Annotated in this window: 14 protein-coding genes and 1 pseudogene; 12 read left to right on the top strand and 3 right to left on the bottom strand. The window is 37.2% G+C overall.

Annotated elements, in window-relative coordinates:
- Positions 1–546 precede the first annotated feature (546 nt).
- Together ANA_RS06800 and ANA_RS06795 are read left to right on the top strand one after the other, a co-directional pair.
- Positions 547–1,194 (top strand): sigma-70 family RNA polymerase sigma factor, encoded by a 648-nt coding sequence (locus ANA_RS06800; RefSeq protein ID WP_015079318.1) that lies wholly within the window; start codon positions 547–549, stop codon positions 1,192–1,194.
- 193 nt (positions 1,195–1,387) lie between these two features.
- Positions 1,388–2,062, top strand: a complete 675-nt coding sequence (locus tag ANA_RS06795) for a hypothetical protein (protein WP_148279028.1) — start codon at positions 1,388–1,390, stop codon at positions 2,060–2,062.
- Positions 2,063–2,321: 259 nt separating this feature from the next.
- On the opposite strand, the gene ANA_RS06790 is transcribed toward ANA_RS06795, so the two are convergent.
- Positions 2,322–3,662 (bottom strand): TldD/PmbA family protein, encoded by a 1,341-nt coding sequence (locus ANA_RS06790; protein WP_015079316.1) that lies wholly within the window; start codon positions 3,660–3,662, stop codon positions 2,322–2,324.
- A 123-nt stretch (positions 3,663–3,785) separates the two neighbouring features.
- The gene (locus tag ANA_RS06785; protein ID WP_015079315.1) at positions 3,786–5,258 is read right to left on the bottom strand and encodes a TldD/PmbA family protein; all 1,473 of its coding nucleotides are present in this window, start codon (positions 5,256–5,258) and stop codon (positions 3,786–3,788) included.
- Between the two features lie 390 nt (positions 5,259–5,648).
- Here ANA_RS06785 and ANA_RS06780 point away from each other — a divergent pair.
- The 3 genes and pseudogenes from ANA_RS06780 to ANA_RS06770 all read left to right on the top strand — a co-directional run bounded on the left by ANA_RS06780 (position 5,649) and on the right by ANA_RS06770 (position 8,045).
- Positions 5,649–6,902: pseudogene (locus ANA_RS06780) on the top strand (RNA-guided endonuclease InsQ/TnpB family protein).
- A gap of 265 nt (positions 6,903–7,167) precedes the next feature.
- Positions 7,168–7,455: a small RNA NsiR4-regulated ssr1528 family protein gene (locus tag ANA_RS06775; protein WP_015079314.1), complete on the top strand. Its 288-nt coding sequence runs from the start codon at positions 7,168–7,170 to the stop codon at positions 7,453–7,455.
- A 227-nt stretch (positions 7,456–7,682) separates the two neighbouring features.
- Positions 7,683–8,045, top strand: coding sequence for a phage holin family protein (locus ANA_RS06770; protein ID WP_015079313.1), 363 nt, complete (start codon positions 7,683–7,685; stop codon positions 8,043–8,045).
- Between the two features lie 111 nt (positions 8,046–8,156).
- Here the strand turns inward: ANA_RS06770 and ANA_RS06765 are convergent, their stop codons facing one another.
- Positions 8,157–9,305, bottom strand: a complete 1,149-nt coding sequence (locus ANA_RS06765) for a cysteine desulfurase family protein (protein WP_015079312.1) — start codon at positions 9,303–9,305, stop codon at positions 8,157–8,159.
- Positions 9,306–9,432: 127 nt separating this feature from the next.
- Here ANA_RS06765 and ANA_RS06760 point away from each other — a divergent pair, with 127 nt between their 5' ends.
- The 7 genes from ANA_RS06760 (at position 9,433) to ANA_RS06730 (ending at position 17,242) form a co-directional block, all read left to right on the top strand.
- On the top strand, positions 9,433–11,073 hold the full coding sequence (locus tag ANA_RS06760; RefSeq protein WP_015079311.1) for a DUF655 domain-containing protein: 1,641 nt from the start codon (positions 9,433–9,435) through the stop codon (positions 11,071–11,073).
- A 103-nt stretch (positions 11,074–11,176) separates the two neighbouring features.
- The gene (locus tag ANA_RS06755; protein WP_015079310.1) at positions 11,177–12,625 is read left to right on the top strand and encodes a bifunctional orotidine-5'-phosphate decarboxylase/orotate phosphoribosyltransferase; all 1,449 of its coding nucleotides are present in this window, start codon (positions 11,177–11,179) and stop codon (positions 12,623–12,625) included.
- 90 nt (positions 12,626–12,715) lie between these two features.
- A complete protein-coding gene (locus ANA_RS06750; protein WP_015079309.1) occupies positions 12,716–13,846 on the top strand; it encodes a succinylglutamate desuccinylase/aspartoacylase domain-containing protein in 1,131 nt (376 codons plus the stop codon).
- Between the two features lies 1 nt (position 13,847).
- Positions 13,848–14,234 carry a hypothetical protein gene (locus ANA_RS06745; protein ID WP_015079308.1) on the top strand — a complete coding sequence of 129 codons (387 nt, stop codon included), beginning with the start codon at positions 13,848–13,850 and terminating at the stop codon, positions 14,232–14,234.
- A 577-nt stretch (positions 14,235–14,811) separates the two neighbouring features.
- The gene (locus ANA_RS06740) at positions 14,812–15,156 is read left to right on the top strand and encodes a PqqD family protein (protein WP_015079307.1); all 345 of its coding nucleotides are present in this window, start codon (positions 14,812–14,814) and stop codon (positions 15,154–15,156) included.
- Positions 15,157–15,176: 20 nt separating this feature from the next.
- Positions 15,177–15,983: a PEP carboxykinase-like protein gene (locus ANA_RS06735; protein WP_015079306.1), complete on the top strand. Its 807-nt coding sequence runs from the start codon at positions 15,177–15,179 to the stop codon at positions 15,981–15,983.
- Complete coding sequence (locus ANA_RS06730; protein ID WP_015079305.1) at positions 15,980–17,242, top strand: KilA-N domain-containing protein; 1,263 nt, start codon at positions 15,980–15,982, stop codon at positions 17,240–17,242. Before ANA_RS06735 ends, ANA_RS06730 begins: the two co-directional genes overlap by 4 nt.
- Positions 17,243–17,278: the final 36 nt, after the last annotated feature.

Here is a 17,278-nt window from a genome sequence, read left to right as displayed (position 1 = left end):
TGAGCAAGCGCAACTAATGGTATTTAGGTTTTTATCAATCAAGAACTGCTATATTTTTTTCTGTTGCATAATTATAAATTTTATATTTTTCCTCTATCTAGAGTAATAAAAAAAGCTAAATTCTATCTCTACTGTTTAGACGATGTTGGATAGATTGGCATTGAGACTTAAATAGGGAGAATCGAAATAAAAATGCGGTGATATCAAATCCGGGTAATTGCAATCATCGAATATTTTATGATGACCAAGCTGTGACCCGTCTATGCAGCTAGTGTGAGACATGGAATGTAAATAAGAAAATATAGAGAAAAAAGATTTGGTTTCAAACCCATAAATTTATATGGTATTAATCAACATTCTCTACATTTCCTTATGTGAGAAAAAAGTCTAAATGCTGAATTTATATATTTGTTGGTGAAGGCGTTATTCAATCAAGTTGAATTTACGCTCTAATTTTCACAAAAATAATCCTGTTATTCAGCAATTTGCGAATTGGAAAGATTATTTATTTCCTAGTTAATAGCCTATTTATCAAGGACATATTGTATGTTATCAGCGCAGGAATCATGGTCTTATTCTTCAGAGACTTGGCTTGACTCAAACTATCGCCAGAGATTAAAAAAAATTGCTAACAAATACACTAGGGGTACAGGCATATCTTGGGAAGATGCGGTTCAAAATGCCCATTTAAAAATATTTCAGGGTCTGCAATCTGGCAAGTTCAGAGAAGGAGGATTAGAAGAATTTTATCGCTGGGCTGCTACAGTAGCCCGCTGTGCGATTATTGATTTTGTCCGTCAAGAAAATCTGCGAAAATGCCAAAGTTTAGATTGCAATATCCCTGGAACAGATATAGCCCTGTTAGATACAATTACTGATGAATTTAATATTTTGGAAGCAACAGAAAGGGCAGATTTAATTCTTAAAGCGATAGAGAAAATTTATCAACTAGATCAACAATATCCACGCCAAAACTATCTGAAATTATGGCAAGGTAAAATTGATGGAAAAACACAAACTCAACTAGCTGGAGAATTGAGAGTTAGTCAGAGTGAAATATCCAAACGATGGCAGGAACTTTTAGGACGGATTGCTGATTCTTTAGGACTACTTAAAGTTGAAGATTTCAAGGGCAAACTGCAAGAAAATCGCCAGCAAAAGAGAGAATACAATCGGTCAACAAAGCAGTGGTAAGTGAATAAAATACTCAAATTGATTGAAATGAGAGTAAATCCTGATATTTAGAAGCGTCCGAACGTTACATAATATATGGGATTGGATGCGACTACACCCAGAATCCCGGCTCATTGTTAATTTTTGTCGGGAAACTAAATATATGCGTGTAAACTTGAGTAAATCCACATTTTTAAACAGGCAAGCGTCTAATATGCCAATCCCACAACCTGGAGAAATTTGGGAAGTGAGTCGCTTAATAAGAAGTCCTTTGAAATTCTCTCAAGAACAAGAAACTTTTTACTCTTCCTCAGCACAAAGTTTTTTGGCAGGCAACTCACCACCGCGCTATGTAATGATTGTCAAAGAACCTGAAGCAATTCTAGATACAAATGAGGAGTGGCTAATTTTTTCTGTCATGTTGCTATCAGGAGAAACAGATTTTCTCAGTGATGTAGATTTGCTAATTCCTGCGAAAATATCTGGACTAGAAAAAGATTTATTAGCTGAAACATGGCACATTATCCCAGCGTTAGCTTGTAAATTGCTACAGCCAGTTGGTAACAGACTATCGCGCCAAATTTATGACTGTCTTCTGACCGTTAGAGACTATCATTATGGGTTAGGTAAAGAACCATCAGTAATATCAGAAATCCAGGAATTAGGTTTAATAAATAGTAGCTTATCTTTTGCAAATAGCTTAAAGATTCAAGATTTTCACAAAGCAGAACAAGCCTGGAGTGATGTATTGACAATACCAGTAGCAGCTTGCCAAACTTACTTGAAAAGTATAAACTTCACCAATGCAGTATTAAATGAAGCATTGCAACTAGAACAAGACCTGCAAATTGATAGAACCTGGACTAAGAGGTTGTTTGAAAAGTATTAGATGAAACCAACAATCTCCGAAACCTAACCCCCCTTCCCCCCTTCCCTACAAGGGAATGGGGGTTTCAAAGCCTCTCCCCGCGTCGGGGAGAGGTTTGGAGAGGGGTTTATTGATACATTAAAAACTTTTCAAACATCCTCTAAGTTTGATGTCAATGAAAAGCCTCAAATTGATTAATTTGAGGCCATGATGTCAAAGTTTGGGAGAAATTTTCATGTTTTCAACAGATTCATGCAGACGCACAGAGTAAAAAAAGATATTAATCTCCAGTAATAGAAAGTTCACTCACCCAGACTCTCGGTGCAACTCCTCCTGGTGTTAACTCAACTTCTTTTTCTACATAAACAATTGATTTCAAAAGTTCTAAGAAATCACCAGCTACAGTTGCCGACTCAATACTGGTTTTTTCACCCTTATTAATTAACCAACCATCAAAAGGTAAAGAAAAAGAACCTTGTAAAGCCTTAACACCCGCATGAAGAGCTTGTAAATCATCAATTAAAATCACATTTTCCGCAGTTTCCAAACTCAATTCTTTCTCTGGAGTTCCTGCTGCAAAAACGTGATAAAAATTGGGACTGACACTCACTTTTGCGCCAATACTAGCATTACCTGTAGGTTGAGCATTTAACCGTTTTGCAGTTCCCGCACTATGCAAAAAGCTGGTTAAAATGCCCTTTTCTATTAACTTAATTTGCCGGGTGGGAGTCCCTTCACCATCAAAACTTTCAGCCCCAATATTAGCGGGGTGTAAAGCATCATCATAAACTGAAAGTAAAGGTGAAGCCAGTTCTTTACCGATATCATCAGTTTTCGATAAACTTTGATTATCCAGAATACTTTGGGCGTTAAATAAATTGGAAAAAGCCCCCAACAAACTTAAAAAAGCTTCAGCAGAGAAAACTACTTGATATTTACCAGTTTTGATTTTTTCATAATGCAAATGACTGATGGTTTTATCAGCAGTTTCTTGAATACAACCTGCAATATCTAAATCGGCTACACTTTCCTTAACTCGATAAGCACCAGCACTGCGGGGTTTTTTATTTTCCTCTTCAGTTTTGCTGTACAAATAAATAGAAGCTAAAGAATGAGATTCAGTTCTCACAGCACCATCACTATTGAGATAAAATCTGTCAATATCTCTTTGTGCTAAACCATTATAAGGCACACTTGTAATCGCAGGATGTTTTGCCATTAATTCTTTTTCTGCTACTAATAGTTTTTCTATTAGTTCAGAAACAGGTGCTTGTAGGGCTTTCTTTTGATGTGTATTAGGAATAGGAATAGTTGCTTCTGGACTAAAATCAGGAACATTTTCTTTGACTCCAAAAAAGCTGGCTTCGTAAGCAGTTTTTAAAGCTAATTCTAATCCTTGAGCATCTACATCTGTGGTGCTGGTAACACCCATTGTATTTTCTTCATTCCAAACTCGAACAGTTACCCCAGAACGATTGGAAGCTTTGACTTGTTTGGGTTCACCTTGGTCAACTTGAACGCTGGTATCATCTACAGTTGAGCCATAAATATCGAATTTTTTAATGCCAAGTTTGGCAGCATTTTCTTGGGCGTAGGTTGCGATTTCTTGAATGTTAGACATGATTACATTTTAAGATGAAAGTTTCGCGCAAAGGTACAAAGGAGCAAAGGCGCAAAGGAAGAAAAGAATTAATGATGAGAACAGATAATATGTATGGTTTATCTGTTTTTCATCTGATGATTTTTATCTGCCACCAACAGTAATAGAATCAACCTTAATATGGGGTTGTCCAACGGTGGTGTAAATACTGCCGCTGACTGAACCACAGAAGCCGGGAGCTAGTTCTAAATCTTGGGAACATAGGGAAATTTTATTCATGATTTCCTTGGCTTCTCCGATGAGGGTAGCACCTTTTAATGGTTTGGTAATTTTGCCATTTTCTATTAAGTAAGCTTCATCAACGCTAAAGTTAAATTGACCTGTTGCGCCCACACTTCCGCCACCCATTTTCTTACAGTAAATACCTTTATCAACGGAGGCAAATAGGTCTTCTGTTGTGTGTTCACCACAATCAATATATGTATTTCGCATCCGACTAGCAGCAGCAAAGGTGTAATTTTGACGGCGGCCACTACCTGTTCTAGGGTGTCCAGTCCGCACTGAACCGGTTCTATCAGCTAAGAAGTTTTTGAGAATGCCTTTTTCAATTAATAATGTTCTTTGAGCGGGCATTCCTTCATCGTCCATGTCAATAGTCCCAAAGGCATTTTCTGCCCGTCCTTCGTCCCAAGCCGTCAGGCTTTCATGGGCGATTTTTTCACCTTTTTTATCAGCAAATGGTGTGGTTTTGCGTTCAATTTGGGTGGTTTCTAAAAGGTGTCCGCAAGCTTCATGGAAAATTACACCGCCAAAATGATTGGCCATGATAATGGGGTAAGTTCCTGATTCTACGTAATCTGCGTACAGCATTTTACCAGCAGATTCGGCGATTTGTTCGGAGGCTTGTTGATAATCCCAGGTTCTCAGGAAGTTAGCGTCACTGGTATTACCCGCCCGTTCAGCAATGGAGGAACGGTTAGCGCCGTCAGCACAAAGCAGATTAAAGCCCACGGACTGAGTGAGGCGAATATCACGGGCAAATGTACCATCACTGGCAGCAACTAATACTTCTTGCCAATCACGGAAGTAGGAAGCGCGGCGAGATTGGACGTGGGTAGCTTTTTTGTTCAGTTGGGCTGTACCATCAAGGAGAACTTCTCCCATTTCCCGGATAGAACTACATAAGGGTAGCCAAGCGTCTTTACCGCGTTTGCTGGCGTAGTCCCTGAGTAATTCCAGGTTGATTTCGGGAATGAAACCACTAGGGCCGGGTAATTGTAGTCCTAAAATGGAAAGCGCTTTTTCTAAAGCTGCCTTTAAACCCGCAAATGTGAGGTTATTGGTGCTAACGTAGCAGTCAGCTTTACCGCGAAATACGCGCACTCCCGCACCAGTGGCTAAACTGGGGGAAATGCTGGTAATGGTGTCATCTTCCGCTAAACAACTGATGTAGTTGCGGCGTTCTAGGAAGTATTCCACAAAATCTGCCCCAGCGGCGCGTCCTAGTCCTAAAAGGGTTGCCAGGGGGGCTTCCCAAGTGTCATCGAAGCGTTCTGTGGTGGATGAATATTGTAAACTGGGGAGTTGATTCGAGAGAAGTAGGGTGTTTGTAAGCATGAAGTGCCTCGTCTGCTGGCGTTATCTATAGATGTAACTGAAATAATCCTGGTGTGTTTAGTCTAACAAATCTATGAAAGTCGTTGTTGGCAGTTAGGCTGTAGGGTTTTCCGCCATATTGTCTTTTAAAAAGTCTATGTTGAGGATCAATTTTTATAGCTATGATTCTCCGCCCATTTATAGCAAGCCTTGTAACAGATATCATCATTATAATTTATAAGGAGAATGCCGAAAACCCTTGAAGGCGTGTCCGACTCAGGAGGACACACCTGTGCAACAGCTGCGGGATGAAGGCTAGTTGCAGGATCTATCCTGCACTGACATTTTGTATATATTGTATAATAAACGCAGGTCGAAACCAAATCAAGTTGATTGTTCAAGGTTAAATCAATGCTAGTTCTAGAATACAAAGTTAAAGGTAAACAAGATCAATACAACGCCATAGACGATGCAATTCGTACCACCCAATTCATTCGCAATAAAGTGATTAGATATTGGATGGATGCCCCGCGGGAACTCAAAATTGATAAGTTTTCTCTTAACAAGTATTCAACAGAACTACGCCAAGAATTTAGCTTTGCTGCTGAATTAAATTCAATGGCAGTACAATCAGCCGCAGAACGTGGATGGTCTGCTATATGAAGGTTTTACAACAATTGTCAATCTAATAAATCTGGCAAGAAGGGGTTTCCTCGTTTTCAAAAAGATTGCCGTTCTGTTGAATATAAAACATCAGGATGGAAATTACACAAAACTAAGCGACGCATCACTTTTACCGATAAAAAAGGGATTGGTGAACTCAAATTATTAGGTAAATGGGATATTCAATCCTACGAACTTAAAGATATTAAACGAGTACGTTTAATCCGTCGTGCTGATGGATATTATGCTCAGTTTTGTATCGGCATTGATATTGTAGATATTCAACCAAAAACAGGTAAAGAAATCGGGTTGGATGTTGGTATTGAGTCGTTTTACACTGACTCTAACGGACATCATGAACCTAACCCTCAGTTTTTGAGAAAGGCTGAAAAATCAATCAAACATTCTCAAAGACGGATTTACAAAAAAGTCAAAGGTTCTAGTTGTAGAAAAAAAGCTAGAAAACTTTACGCTAAAAAACACTTAAAAGGTAGGGGTGAAGCATTCGCTTATAAAAATTATGCGACCAACCGACGACTCAACAGCGCGAATGCTTCGCCCGTACGGCAACGGATTGAACACGCTAAGAAAATAGCGCGTAACGTATGCAAGTCTAACGACTTAGTGGCCTATGAAGATTTACGTGTTTCAAATATGGTGAAAAATCATTGTTTAGCAAAATCAATTAGTGACGCTAGTTGGTATTTGTTTAGGCAATGGCTAGAATATTTTGCGATTAAATTTGACAAAATTGCTATGGCCGTAGCACCACATTATACTTCTCAAAAGTGTTCTAGCTGTGGCGTAATTGTCAAAAAATCTCTATCAACTCGTACCCATAATTGTGTTTGTGGCTGCGAATTGCACAGAGATACAAATGCTGCAATTAACATTCTTAATCTGGCAAAAAATAGGGGAGGGCATCCCCAAATTAACGCTACAGGAGTTGGAATCTCTACTCTAGTTGGTGACTCAGCGCGGTCTTGGGGGTTTCCCCCATGAGCGACTGAGGAACCCGTAAGGGTGAAAACCTGCTAGAGCAAATTCTGACGATGAATGTAGAATCCCCGTGTCTTTAGACCGGGGAGTGTCAATTCTGTAATAACTTTTGTGCGTAGGTTTAAAGAATCCATAGCAAATTAATGTAAATTAATCAAGCGATAAGTTAATTATATATCAGAACTAGCGGAAAAATTTATTCTAGCTGAACCGTCCCTGTTCCCTATTCCCTGGTAAAATATTTCAACATCTTTGAAAATACGTTACCATGACTACTGAAAATACCACAGGTGCTGATGCTATTGATAGAGCGATATCAAGGGGAATTGATTTTGATGGTTCTCCTATTCCCATAGTTAAATTAGACCTATATGAACAAGTTATGGGTTTAGAATCAAGCAGACAACGCAGCGGTGTATCCAATACCATGCGTTCTCGCATTGTTCGGATTGGTGCTAAACATATTCCCCAAACTGAACTTGATCAAAAGCTAGTTGCTGCTGGTTTTGCACCTTTAAAAGAAAAGGAAATTGCTTTTTTCTACGGTGGTAAATAAAAGACAAAGAATTCCGTGCAAAAGTCAGATCCCCGACTTCTTAGAGAAGTCGGGGATCTGGTGGTTTATAGTAAACCTAAAGATATCTAGAATAAATTTAAGTTCTCATCAAAAATGCTGCTAATTTATAAATAATTGGTTAAGCTACAAAGATTTTTAGATCAAGAAACCAAGTCAACCAGGTATTTATCGTCATATCAACATTCACGTTTTGTGGGGTTCTGGTAATGGATATTACGACGCTGTTAATTGTTTGGTTAGTCACGGCTGTTAGCTTGTGGATTATTAGTAAATTACCTTTAGGAGTGGAAATTGATACTCCAGAAAAGGCAATTTTTTCCGCCGCAGTTTTAGGTATTATTACAGCACTAGTTAAGCCAGTTCTCAAAGTTTTATTTGTGATACCAAATTTAGCCACCTTTGACTTATTATCTGGTATCTTCACTTTCATGATTGCTGTTGCTTGTTTTAGTATTGCTGCTTGGTTAGTAGATGGTTTCCGGTTACGTTATGGCATTTGGAGCGCAATTTTAGGTGCTTTTGCGCTTACTCTTGTCAATAACATTATCTACAAATTATTAGGTGTTTAATTGGTAATTGGTAATTGGTGATTGGTAATTGGTGATTGGTGATTGGTAATTGGTAATTGGTAATTGCTTACTATCACCTATTCGTTATATTATCAATACGAATCCCAAAAATCAATCTGGGATTAATCTCTGCAAAATCTGTTTCAAAACTATCCCAGTCCAATCAATATCGGCTGCCGTTGTCTGTTTCCCTAAAGTTAATCTAATTCCACATAAAGCCGCTGTTTGAGAATATCCCATTGCTAATAAAATGGGACTAGGGCTTAATTTTCCACTATTGCAAGCCGCACCTGCACTAATACCAATTCCGGCTAAATTTAACTGTCTTACCAAAGTTTTGCCGCTAATTTTTTCCCCGTCTGCTGGTTTTAAATAAAAACTGAGATGATGGGGTAAACGATGAATTTTGTCACCTGTGGGCATTAAACCGGGAACATCTGCTAGAATGGCAAAGAGGCGATCGCGCAATAGGATTAATCTCCCTGTTTCCGTCTCCAATTCCTGGGCTGCTAACTCCGCAGCTACTCCAAATCCAGCAATAGCGGGCGTTGCTTGCGTCCCTGAACGCAGTCCGTTCTCCTGTCCACCCCCACCCAGTAGCGGCATTAATTCCACTCCAGTCCGCACATATAACGCCCCTGCACCTAAACCGCCATAGATTTTATGACTGGATAGACTCAATAAATCTACGGGTAAAGTCTGCACATCTAGCGATAAACGTCCAGCAACTTGCACTGCATCTGTGTGAAATAAAGCGCCGTGTGTTTTTGTGATTTTCCCCAATTCAGCAATTGGTTGAACTGTTCCTATTTCACTTTGTCCATAAATCACAGATACCAACACGGTGTTATCTCGTAAAGCTGCTTTTAAGTCTTCGGGGTTGACTCTTCCTTGATGATTTACACCTAAACGGGTAATTTCCCAACCCCAATTTTCTAACATTTTCGCCGGTTCTGAAATGGCGGAATGTTCTACACTGGAAATGATCATATGTTGGGGAGTAGTGTAACATCGTGCCACTCCCATAATCGCTAAATTATCCGCTTCTGTTCCCCCAGACGTGAAAATAATAGATTCGGGAACTGCGTTAATTAATCCTGCAACTTGGATTCTGGCTGTTTCCACAACCAAGGCGGCACGGTTGCCCCATTCATGTAAACTGGAAGGATTACCCCACTGTTGTGTTAAGATTTTTTGGATAATTGCGATCGCTTCTGGACGAGTTGGGGTAGTTGCACTGTAATCTAGATATATTTGCATAAAAATTAATAAATAAGAGTTTCGCGCAGAGACGCAAAGGGGCAAAGACGCAAAGGAAGAAAGAAGTTAATGCAGGGTGTGATATAAATACATTAAAATCGCTGTAATTTACTTTGATCAGATTACTGTGTTTATTTTCCCACAAATCCGCTATTTTTCTTATATCTTTTTATTGCTATTCACTTTAGGTGGTTGTCAACAAGTGCAATCATCAAATCAGCGTTTAGCACCTTTACCTCAAGATTCTTTAATTCAAGTTTACTTCAATAATTCCCAATCTTCGGAATATCAAGAGACTTATCGTCAGCAAACCCGCTTGGGGGATGATTTAGAAAAGCAGATTGTTGACACTATTTCCCAAGCTAAATCTACTGTGGATATAGCTGTCCAAGAGTTACGTTTACCAAAAGTTGCTCAAATATTAGCACAAAAACAAAAGGATGGCGTAAAAATAAGGTTGATTTTAGAAAGTAATTATTCTCGGACTTGGAGTAGTTTTACTGCTGCGGAAATAACTAGGTTAGGAAAAAAAGAACAGGAACGATATCAAGAATTTCGGAAATTTGTGGATATTAATCAAGATCATCAAATCACACCGGAGGAAATTAGTCAACGGGATGGTTTAGCTATTGTTCAAAATGCCAATATTCCTTGGATTGATGATACTGCTGATGGTTCAAAGGGTAGCAGTTTAATGCACCATAAGTTTGTCATTGTTGATCATCGGTTTGTGATTATTACTTCTGCCAATTTTACTTTGAGTGATACGTCTGGAGATTTTAGTAATTCTAGTAGTTTAGGAAATGCCAATAATTTACTAAAAATTGATAGTTCTGAATTAGCAAGTTTACTCACGGAAGAATTTAATATTATGTGGGGTGACGGAATAGGAGGAAAACTAGATAGTAAATTTGGTGTTAAGAAACCTGTTCGTAACCCACAAACAATCATATTAGGTAAAAGCAAAATCACAGTTCATTTTTCTCCAACTTCTCCCACTCAACCTGGGAGTATTAGCAGTAATGGATTAATTGCTAAAACTTTATCTAAAAGTACAAAAACTGTTGATTTAGCATTATTTGTATTTTCAGATCAACAACTTGCCAATATTCTTGAAGAACGTCATCATCAAAATGTGCAAATTCGGGCTTTAATTGCACCACAATTTGCCTATCGTCCCTACAGTGAAGCGTTAGATATGATGGGATTTGCTTTAAGTGATAACTGTAAATATGAAGTTGATAACCGTCCTTGGAAAAATCCCATTTCTACTGTGGGAGTGCCAATTTTACCTAAAGGAGATTTATTACATGATAAATTTGCAGTTATTGATAACAAAACTGTTATTACAGGTTCACATAATTGGTCAGAAGCTGCTAATCATGGTAATGATGAAACATTAATAGTGATTGAAAATCCTACAGTTGCGAATCATTTTCAACGGGAATTTAACCGACTTTATGGTAAAATAAAACCTGGACTACCAGCAAATATTAAATCTAAAATTGATACGGAAGTTAAAAAATGTCCCCAAATTAAACAACCATCATCTTTCGTAAATTCGATTAACACTAAAATTAATCTCAATACAGCAAGTCAAGCAGAACTAGAAACTCTGCCTGGTGTGGGTAAGAAGTTAGCCCAAAGGATAATTATAGCGCGTCAACAGCAAAAATTTACTTCTTTACAAGATGTTGATAAAGTACCAGGAATTAGTGATAAGATTTTAGCAAAATGGGAGGGAATGATAATATTAACCTCAGATTAACGCATATACGGATAATTGTGTTACCATTAATGATATGATGGTAGAGAAAACGGGTTAGTATTTTAGTAAATGCCTTAAAGTTAAAATATTGCTAGGAGAACTTATGAAATTTTACGATAAATTGAATGGGGCGATCGCTCAAAATCAGAGTTTACTATTTGTAGGACTAGATCCTAATCCAGAAATGCTCCCTGAACGATATTCCCAGAAATCAGATCCCAAAAGTATGATTGATAGTCTGTGGGATTGGTTAGAATTTACTATTTCCCAAACCAGTGATTTAGTATGTGCCTATAAACCAACTCTGGGATTTTACGCAGCTTTAGGTATTCCGGGATGGGAATTATTAGAAAAAACTTTAAACGCTATTCCTGCCCATATTCCGATTATATTAGATGCCAAACATAGCGATCTTAATACTAGTACAATTTTCGCTAAAACTGTTTTTGAAGAATGGCAAATTGATGCGATTACATTGAGTCCTTATGCAGGACAAGATCACGTAGCACCCTTTTTAGTTTATCCCGATAAAGCCGTTTTTATTTTGTGTACAACTTCTAATCCAGGTGCAGTGATTTTGCAGCAATACCCTACAGCGGAATCCCCTTTTTATTTACAAGTAGTCAAAGAAGCAAAAAATTGGGGAACACCTGAACAACTGGGTTTAGAAGTAGGAACTATTCAACCAGATATTTTAGCAAAAATTCGCAAAGAAGCACCAGAAAGAGTAATTTTAGCCCGCAGTATTTGGTCTGAAGGTGGTAATCTTAAAAATTTGCTATCAGCGGGATTAAATTATAATGGTGATGGGTTACTTCTTCCCGTTTCTCAAGATATGTTAGGGAGTGAAAATCTATGTACACAACTGCAATCTTTAAGGGCGGAAATTAATCATCTCAGAACTGAAATTTCCCAAGAAAACTCCACTTGTTCCGTCTGGTTTTCCGATGTTTGTTTGTTAAATAAACACCCGCTTTTAGATTTAATTTTACAACTTTATGACATTGGTTGTATCATGTTTGGTGAATTTGTCCAAGCTTCTGGTGCTACCTTTCCCTATTATATAGACCTCCGCAAAATCATTTCCAATCCCCAAATATTTCATCAGATAGTAATTGCTTATGCAGGGATTCTTAAAGACCTAACTTATGATAGAATAGCCGGTATTCCTTATGGTTCTTTACCTACTGCTACTGGATTATCATTACATCTAAATTCCCCGATGATTTTTCCCCGCAAAGAAGTAAAAGCACACGGAACCCGCAAGGTAATAGAAGGTAATTTTAATCCTGGAGAAGTTGTTGTCATTGTTGATGATATTTTGATCAGTGGTAAAAGCGTAATGGAAGGAGCAGAAAAGTTAAAATATGCAGGATTAAATGTCAATGATATTGTAGTATTTATGGACCATGAACAAGGTGTAAAAGACAGATTGCGAGAAAATGGTTATCAAGCACACGCAGTTTTAACAATTTCTGAAATTACAGAAACTTTATATGCAGCAGGACGTATTAGTGAGGAACAATTTAAAACTTTATCTGAAATAAATTAGACATTTATTCTCAAGATAGTGATACAAAAATAATTCAATAATTAGGATTTTGTAGTAAACTGTTTATTAGTTTGACTAGGGATTTGATTGATGATTCCTACTATTTCCACTATTCCCCTTTTTCAACTTGCTTCTGGTGAGTTTCTTTCTCTTCAAGTATATAAATTTGTTGGTGCTAAATCTGGTAAAAAAGTATATATCCAATCTAACTTACACGGTGCGGAAATTGTTGGTAATGCTGTCATTTACCAAATTATTGATTTCTTAACGACATTAAATAATACTCAGATAATAGGAGAAATTTGGCTTGTACCTGTTTGTAATCCCTTAGCTGTTAACCAACGAACTCATAATTTTTCAACAGGTAGATTCAATGTTTACGATAGTCAAAATTGGAATAGAATTTTTTGGGATTATGAAAAAAAACATGATGATATAGAAGAATTTGCTCGTTCTCAAATTGGTTTAGATATAGATACAATTAAATATAACTTTTCCCAAAAAATTCAAACTAGTTTCAATAGTCTTTTAGATAAAATAAATGCCCCTAGCAGTGTCCAATTAACTGATAAATATCGTTATAAGCTGCAATCTCTGTATTTAGATGCAGACTACGTAATTGATTTACATAGTCACACTGGAGAAGGAATAGAATACCTTTATTATTTCCGAAATCGAGAAGATAGTGCTAATTTATTTCTTCTAGATTATAGCATTTTATTCGATGAATATGATGGTGATGCTTTTGATGAATCATTTATCAAACCCTGGTTAGCTTTAGAGAATGCTTTGTTAAAATTAACCGGACAAAAAATGAGATTTGATAAAGAAGCATGGACATTAGAATTAGGAACGGGAATGCAAATGAATGCAGATTCAGTAACTAAAGGAGTGAGCGGAATTAAAAATTATTTAACTCAAAAAAGTATTTTAGAAATACAGGATTTAACCCAATCAAAAACTATATATCATCAAACAAATTTTCGTTCACTTAGTCAACTAAAAAAATATTGGAGTCCCGTAGGAGGAATGATTTTATCTAAAGCTGCATTAGGTACTTCAGTAAATCAGGGAGATTTGCTATATCAAGTTCTGACATTCAATAAAATCGGTGAATTACCCACAACTATTCATGTTTATGCTGAGAAAACAGGCTTGGTTTATGATATATCAATAAATAACTCTGTTAACGAGGGAGAATTTGTATTAGCGACCATGTAGTTTGTCATGGAAAACATTTAACACAGAATTATTAAATCTATTAATTCATCTGCGTTTATTTGCGTTTATCTGCGTTCAAATGTTGATTCTTAAAAATGAAATTACCATTCGTCCTATGAAAGATGATATCCATGATTATCAATTAATAGAAAAATGGCGTAGTGATGAAAAAGTATTACAATTTTATGGTGGTACAGATAATCCTTATGATTTAGAAAAAGTAATAGAAACTTATCAACCTAGAATCAAAGGAGAAGAATCTCTAATTTACTGTATTTTCTCTTATCAAAATCGAGAAATCGGTTATTTACAATATTATGATTTGGATAAATTACCAGAAAATATCAGACAAATGTATTGTCTAGAAAAAACGGCGTTGCTGAATTGAGGGATGAAAAGCAAAAATTCCATGTCTGAAACTCTTAAACTTTGCGCCTTTGCGCCTTTGTGTGAGGCAAATTCATACTTTCATTCACCAATGCCGAAAAAACAGATATTCTAAAACCTGAACGATGAACTGGATTTCCCCCCTTCTTTGTCAGGGAATCCTCTATTTTATTGAGTATTTATACTTATTTTCCCAACCGGCTGTTTTTTAGCCAGAGGTAATGGCTAGAAAATAGTTATTTTGTACTATATTTTGAATTCCAAAATCAGGTTTGTAACGTTTTGTTACGCAATCAATATTTATGAACATAGTACGTACCATACTTAATTATAGTATTTAACTATTACTCAATTCAAATATTCACTTCTACCCAGGCATTCAAATAAATACCAAGAATTAAGGGGGTTAACTGCAAATTTCTTCTATCGGGTTGCCTAGGTATGGAATTTATTGGCCAATTTACAAATTAATGAGAAAGTTCCGTAAATTTTTCAGTCTGAATAGGAGCGATCGCTGTTAATGGCGGCGTTTGTTTAGTTGGGGTTGGTTCGGTTGAAGTCTAGGAGCTAGAAACCTTATGAATAATAAGCAAGGTTCAGAACAATTGATTGATCCTGATTTAAAACCTTATCGATTAAATGGTATTTCAGACGTTGATTTATTGGATGAAATACTGCTTTATGATTCCGAATCCAAGATGGCCTTCTCGCTTAACAACTCTGCCAAAACGATATGGCAACTGTGTGATGGTAAGCGAAGGGTTATTGACATTACTCAGGAAGTAGCTCAGCTTTTTGGCATTACTCTGGATCAATTGGTTTTTAACGAGTTACTTTCTGACATCGTCTCGACTATATTTCAGTTACAAGATCTCGGTATTTTAGGCTTAAAGGAGGAATCCATCACAAATGTGAACCTATAAATTCTAGATTTAAAGGCATAATGAACCAGCGCACTTTGTACATCACCTTTGACGGTCAGCAAATCGCTATTTCTTCAAGGAGTCCTGAAGTCCTATGGCAAGTAGAGCGTTACTTTCGAGAAATGTTAAGCACTGAACCTGGGATACCTTTAGCCTATTTGGAGGTTTATTCGCAAAACAATGTTTTTCTACTTTTGGTGAACGGTCAAATTACAGCACAAGAGTTGCCCTTGTCCAATCTTATTTACCAGATCAAATATGAAGTTATTCGACATCTCATGGAAGCACGATCTAACCTTTTGTGGTTTCATGCGGGAGCCGTTGCTCTTGGGGATACGGCAATTATGTTTTCTGGACTTTCGGGGCGTGGAAAGAGTACGCTTGTAGTCAATCTATGCGATCGCGGCTGGAATTATTTATCGGATGATATTCTTCCTTTAAATATTGATACGAGTCAGTTTCTTCCTTTTCCGCAAATGCCCAAGGTACGAGAGAATGTCAATCAACAGTTATCTTCGGATTGTCTTGATGAACTGAAACAAGTTGATATTCAGCTTAAATCAGAAATAATCTGTCGAAAGCCAATGTCCGTTAAGGCGATTATTTTTCCGTATTATTGTTACAATTCTCCGACTGAGCTTTTATCTTTCTCTCGTGCTAATGCCGCCTTAGATTTACTTCAAAATTGTTTGAATTTTCTAGAGCATCAAGAAAAGGCGTTATCTTATGTCGCAGAGTTAGTAAAGTCCACACCGACTTTTACCCTTGTTTTTAATGATGGTAGTTGTGCTACCGATCTAATAGAAAAAATGGAGATTGTATTATGACTAATTCAAATAGTTTTCTGTATCAGGGAGAAACTGTTCATCGTCAATCTAAAACAGGTTTAATTTGTTTGACTGATTTATGGCAAGTTCAAGGCAGTATTTTTGCAAAAGCTCCTTTGGATTGGGTGCGTTTAAAGACTACACAAAAGCTTTTAAAAGGCTTGGTTGAGCCAAATGAGACAGTTGTGGTTTGGTCTGAATCCGAAGCAAAAGGTCAATCAAGTGCCAATGAACCGCTTATCGCTGAGGTTCCAGGAGTTCTGGAGGTCACTCAAGAAGAAGATGAACTTCGGACTTACGCGACAGAAGAGTTAGCTGTTGTCTATGCTAGATTTCTTTCTGTTGACTGCTACGAATGGGCTTTAGAGAATTTGGTAGAGGGAGATCAACAGGAGGCTGATTATTTAGAGTCTGTTGAGACAAGAACTAAAGCAAGGCGGCAAAAACAGTTTTCTCGACGTGCCTTAATTGCGGCAGGATGGGCAGTTCCTGTGGTTTTGTCGGTGGGATTACAGCAGAAGGCAGTAGCTGCTGGTTCTGGTCATAATGATCATAATGATAATTATAGTGATCATAGTGATAATCATAGTGATAATCATAGTGATTCTACTGGTCAAGATGGTTTTTCTCCCCAAGCTCAACAGACTTACACAAGACTGGAGGATGAACCTTGGGTTAAGGATTCAGAGATTGAAAAAGCCCTTAAAGATAATGACGCAACGTTACAGAAATTGGCTGATGGATATGGAGACACTAAACTCGATGAATACTCCTTTGTTATTGACAAAATGCCTCCAGGCGAAACACCAGAAAATTTTCTTTCTAAGCTGTTAGGAGATATGAATGGAACGGTCAACAATGAAACTTTTAACAAAAACAGTGAATTTGATAAAAAAGCAAACCCACAAAAAGGCGATATTTTTGATATACACATCTTCTATGGGTTTGATAATGGTTCTGTAATGCTTACTGAGAAATATTCAAGTGCATTCACATTTTCAACTGTTACAACTAAAACAAAAGGTACACACCCAGAAAACGGATCTAGAGAATTTGGTTTTAATCAAAATACTGATGGTTCTGTTACTTTCTACACAAGAGGAACTTCAAAAGCTACTGACCTTCTTCATACTATTGGAAATAGTATTCAAAAAGAAACTTGGACAGCATGGTCAAATGGACTCCAGAATACCATTTCTAAGAATGGCGGTAATGTTCGCCCAAATTCTTTTAATCTAAAGACATCAACTAAAAAGTAATGCGATTTAACAAATCAATATCCAGCTTTAAGAATT

The organism is Anabaena sp. 90 (genome assembly GCF_000312705.1).
In the GTDB taxonomy this organism is placed as follows: domain Bacteria; phylum Cyanobacteriota; class Cyanobacteriia; order Cyanobacteriales; family Nostocaceae; genus Dolichospermum; species Dolichospermum lemmermannii.
This window is presented reverse-complemented; position numbering and strand designations above follow the sequence as displayed.